General features: G+C 31.8%; 6 protein-coding genes and 1 pseudogene. All 7 read left to right on the top strand.

All coding sequences use genetic code 11. The features are described 5' to 3' along the window. On the top strand, positions 1–426 hold a 426-nt coding region (locus DWX29_RS12285), incomplete at its 5' end, for a TNT domain-containing protein (RefSeq protein WP_199663697.1). Positions 427–445: 19 nt separating this feature from the next. Next, a complete protein-coding gene (locus DWX29_RS12280; RefSeq protein WP_117910781.1) occupies positions 446–1,036 on the top strand; it encodes a hypothetical protein in 591 nt (196 codons plus the stop codon). A 37-nt stretch (positions 1,037–1,073) separates the two neighbouring features. After that, positions 1,074–1,484 carry a hypothetical protein gene (locus tag DWX29_RS12275; protein ID WP_147365060.1) on the top strand — a complete coding sequence of 137 codons (411 nt, stop codon included), beginning with the start codon at positions 1,074–1,076 and terminating at the stop codon, positions 1,482–1,484. A gap of 88 nt (positions 1,485–1,572) precedes the next feature. Then, the gene (locus DWX29_RS12270) at positions 1,573–1,902 is read left to right on the top strand and encodes a hypothetical protein (RefSeq protein ID WP_118565960.1); all 330 of its coding nucleotides are present in this window, start codon (positions 1,573–1,575) and stop codon (positions 1,900–1,902) included. A 57-nt stretch (positions 1,903–1,959) separates the two neighbouring features. After that, positions 1,960–2,394 (top strand): hypothetical protein, encoded by a 435-nt coding sequence (locus tag DWX29_RS12265; protein ID WP_147365059.1) that lies wholly within the window; start codon positions 1,960–1,962, stop codon positions 2,392–2,394. A 10-nt stretch (positions 2,395–2,404) separates the two neighbouring features. Beyond that, a complete protein-coding gene (locus DWX29_RS12260) occupies positions 2,405–2,665 on the top strand; it encodes a hypothetical protein (protein ID WP_118565958.1) in 261 nt (86 codons plus the stop codon). 318 nt (positions 2,666–2,983) lie between these two features. Further along, positions 2,984–3,898 (top strand): annotated as a pseudogene (locus DWX29_RS12255) (hypothetical protein); the annotation flags it as partial.

Below are 3,898 nucleotides of genomic sequence, written 5' to 3'. Positions count from 1 at the left end.
AAGGATGTATTTGACAATCCTAAGTATTATGATCAAATAACAGGAGAAATTCATTGGCCAGGTCAAAACGGAGATTTTAATAAAGATGGGTTTGTTAATGGTGTATATGATAAGGTCAAGTTACAGCCAGGCAAAATTATAGATAGATATGGTGGAAATAGTGGAATTTTTTTTGGCGAATACGGAACACCGATATCTGAAAGGGCAATGGCACCAAGTTCTGATTTCAGTATATATAATAAATATGTAGTAAAAAAATTATTACCAGTTCAAAAGGGTGTAATAGCAAGTTGGTTCGATCAACCAGGAGGAGGAATTCAATATAAATTAGAAGATAATTTTGTTGAATATATAAGTGGAGAATTGAGACCTTTTGAAAAAATTATTGATGGATTAATCAGAATGGGATATTTAGAAGTGCAATAAAGAGAGGTTTGATGATAAAATGATTAGTAGAAACTACATAGAATGCTTAAAAATTTATTTGGGAACAAAAACGAATATTGTATTTGATGAACAGACTATAAAAGTATATATAGATTGTGAAATTCAAAGTGTTTTAAAAGAAGATGATAGTAATTACATATTATTTATTGTGGAAAGAGGAAACAAAAGAAAAATTAAAGAATATAAATCGGAAATTGAAGCAAAAAGAAATTTTGCTATATATGTGAGAAGAATGTTAAATGATAATGAATCTACTGTTGCCTCTGAATTTAACGGAATAAAAGATACATTAGAATTACGAAGTAAAATGATAAAATTAACTGATGAAAAATGGTATTCAATAAATAATTTAGTAGAAGATAAAATAAACATTCTAAAAGATGAAGCGGGAGTGTATAACATATTATTTATTAATAGAAATGGCAAAAAATATTTAATTGAAAGGGACAGGAAAGTGCCTGATATATTTGAAAAATTTTATAGGGAAGTACTTTATTACAGAGATATTATGAAACAAATAGTAGAATATGAGAAAGTATTTAATGATAAAATCGAATATAAAACAAAGATTAGAATGCTTGGATATTAATAAATTAGAAAAATTGATATGGAAAAGAGGGCGTTTTATGAAAGATGGAGAATTTGCAATTTATTTAGGAAAAGAATATTCAGCAGGAAAAACAAAGGAAGGAAAAATAGTGTTACGTTCAACAGACATAGAGGATGTAAAAAATGGTTTTGAACCATGTAAACCGTTTAATATTAAATATATTCAAGATAAAATAGTATGCTTTAAATATGTAAATAGCTCCGAAATAACTGAATATTACATAATAAGGTCAATGGCAATTTATAAAGGTTTTGAATTTGAAGTTGTTGAAGAAACAGAAGACAAGTTGTCTATAGTTACAATGATAGGTGATTATAGAGATTGGGTAAGATTAGGAATGAAGAGCATTGACATAGGTGTGTATCAAAAATGGATAAACAAAAATGAAGCAGAGGTTAAAATAGTAAAAGAAAATTTAAAATTGTAATAATAAGAGCAATTTAAGGCAAATTAAGTAATTACGACAAGCGCATTCGAAATGAAAATATTCGTTTTGGAATGCGTTTATTGTAAAGATGAGAATAATTGACAATCTGGAGCCGACAGAAGCTAAAAAAGCAGTAAGCCTTATAAACAATTATGGTGATGATGCACTGGAAATGTTTAAGGAAGGGAAGAGCTTTGATGAGGTAAAGAAGGTTGTTGAGGGTGGTTTAAACTCTTATGCTGATTTTAGTAAAGCAATAAGCGATATTGGTATGAGAAGTGATTTGACTGATGCCCAGAAGATAAGAGAATTACAAAAATTGTTTGAAAGTTCAAATTATAAAGCTGATATCAATATACCAAGTGATATTCAGTATGTAAAAGGTTTTGATGCGAAAGGAAATGTAATATATGATTGACCACCTAAATTAGGCTTTGATGAAAGCACAATCAAATCTATTTCCAGAACAGATGGGTTGCCTAATACTTGGGATAGATATGGATATATGGGAGGCTCTAATTTTGCAGATGTTCCTCCAACGGGTAAATACACATATAGTGAAAGAGCCATTCCTTATGTAGAGAATGAAGCAGCTTATCATACGGGAACTTTTAATAATGCAACGTATTTTGATAAAATAGATGCAATAAAAAATGGAGATATAGATGGATTGAATACAATTTTATCTAAGGAAGGAATAGCGAATGTTAATTCATCATATTTTAAGAATTTGCAAAATACATATAATGATTTTATTGAGGATACGACAGATGCAGTAGGAAGTAATATTGATGCCACTTACGGGTTAAAAGGAACAGCAGCTTCGTGGGGAGATATGTCTGGAGGAGCAGGACAATATGTTACTCCACTTAACGGAAATACCATGAAACGATTAGGAATTATAAATTGAGGTAGTACAAATGAATAGAAAAGAATTTTTGAAAATTAAAGAAGAACTACAATGTAAATTAGGAAAGTGGAAGTTGGAGATTGGCGATGAAATTTTTGCTGATTTTACAATAGGATGTTTTTATGATACATGTGAAAAGAAATGGAAAGTGTATGTCAATAATGAGCGAGGGAGACATAGAATTAGATTGATAACTGAAAACGAAGAGGAGGCTTTTGATGAATTGCTATCAATTGTAAACTTTGAGGTTGAAAATAATAGATATATTTAATTCTGCCTTTATAATAAGGAAATTCAAGACCTCATATTGAGTTTATTATGGTTATACTTTCGGACTCCCAACAACCTATAACTATTGCACGTCTATTAATTAACCATCATGGCTGCCCAGAAGCAATTAAGAATCCATGATGTTAATTTATAGACACTTGCGAAATTTTGCCGAGTTGGGTATACGAAAGGACATTGCAAATTCAATATGCTGAAGTAACGCACTCTTAGTAACAAAAAAATGTTGCAAAAAGGTGCGTTTTCCTGTGAAAGTATTATTATAAATGGTGCGGGTATTTTATAAAAGTCAGTATTACAAGTGGTATTTAAGACACATGGAAAAAATGTCTGGATTGAATATATTCCGGAAACAGATGAAGACGAAAAGATAATAGAAAAGTATGGCGATATATATAGCACACCTGCATATCTCATTAAGGTTATTCCATGCATAATGGTAGACGGAGAATGTGTTGCAAAGGGGAATGCAGTACGTCCCGGAACATATACAATATTAGGGATGGATATATATGAAGCAGGATGTGAAATGGTATCAGTTGACAATCCTCTTGTTGCGGGTGGAAGTTATGCGGTTTCATTTGATTATGGAAAAATAAGCGAAGCTGATTTAAGCGATGCAAAGACCGAACTGCTCAGTTTAAAGGAAAAACTTGAATCAGGAAAAGAAAGCAATGACAGGGCAATGGGGGAAACACTTTCAGGAATTGGCACAACATACTTTGCACAGCTTGATATGGCAGACAGTATGCTTGAGGGAATATTAAATGTTACAACATGGAGACAGATAAGTGAGGGAATCTTTGGATACAAACCAAAGGTCACAAGCATATTTGGTGCACCAATCGGAATATCTGAAGGTACAGTGTTTGTTGATATAGACACGGATACATATGGAGTTGCAGATAATGGAGATAAAATCAGAACTTCTGAAGTAAACAATGATCAGGAAAATGAAAAAGACAGCAACGGTGATAAAGAAAACAAGGTGGACTATAATCCGGTAAGGGATTTCATGCTATATAGCGGATTTGTAGGTTCATATCTTGAAAGCTTTGTCCTTGAAGAAACGGTTGGAGTATTTGCAGTATCCACAATGGAAGTATTTAAGGTGGCACTTTCAAGAGGCATGGAGCTTGTGAAGATAGATTCGCAAGATTCAGATGAGTTTGAAAAAATAAAAGCAGATGACAAGACATTAAGTGAGATGAAAAAT

Source organism: Eubacterium sp. AF19-12LB, from assembly GCF_003479125.1.
In the GTDB taxonomy this organism is placed as follows: Bacteria; Bacillota; Clostridia; order Lachnospirales; family Lachnospiraceae; genus Eubacterium_U; species Eubacterium_U album.
Note: the sequence above shows the minus strand (reverse complement) of the source record. Positions and strands in the feature narration are given on the sequence as shown.

Bases quoted from the DNA above. Each gene is read 5' to 3' on its own strand.
- DWX29_RS12275 (WP_147365060.1), top strand. From the start codon at position 1,074: ATGAAAGATGGAGAATTTGCAATTTATTTAGGAAAAGAATATTCAGCA.
- DWX29_RS12260 (WP_118565958.1), top strand. From the start codon at position 2,405: ATGAATAGAAAAGAATTTTTGAAAATTAAAGAAGAACTACAATGTAAA.
- DWX29_RS12280 (WP_117910781.1), top strand. From the start codon at position 446: ATGATTAGTAGAAACTACATAGAATGCTTAAAAATTTATTTGGGAACA.
- DWX29_RS12270 (WP_118565960.1), top strand. From the start codon at position 1,573: ATGAGAATAATTGACAATCTGGAGCCGACAGAAGCTAAAAAAGCAGTA.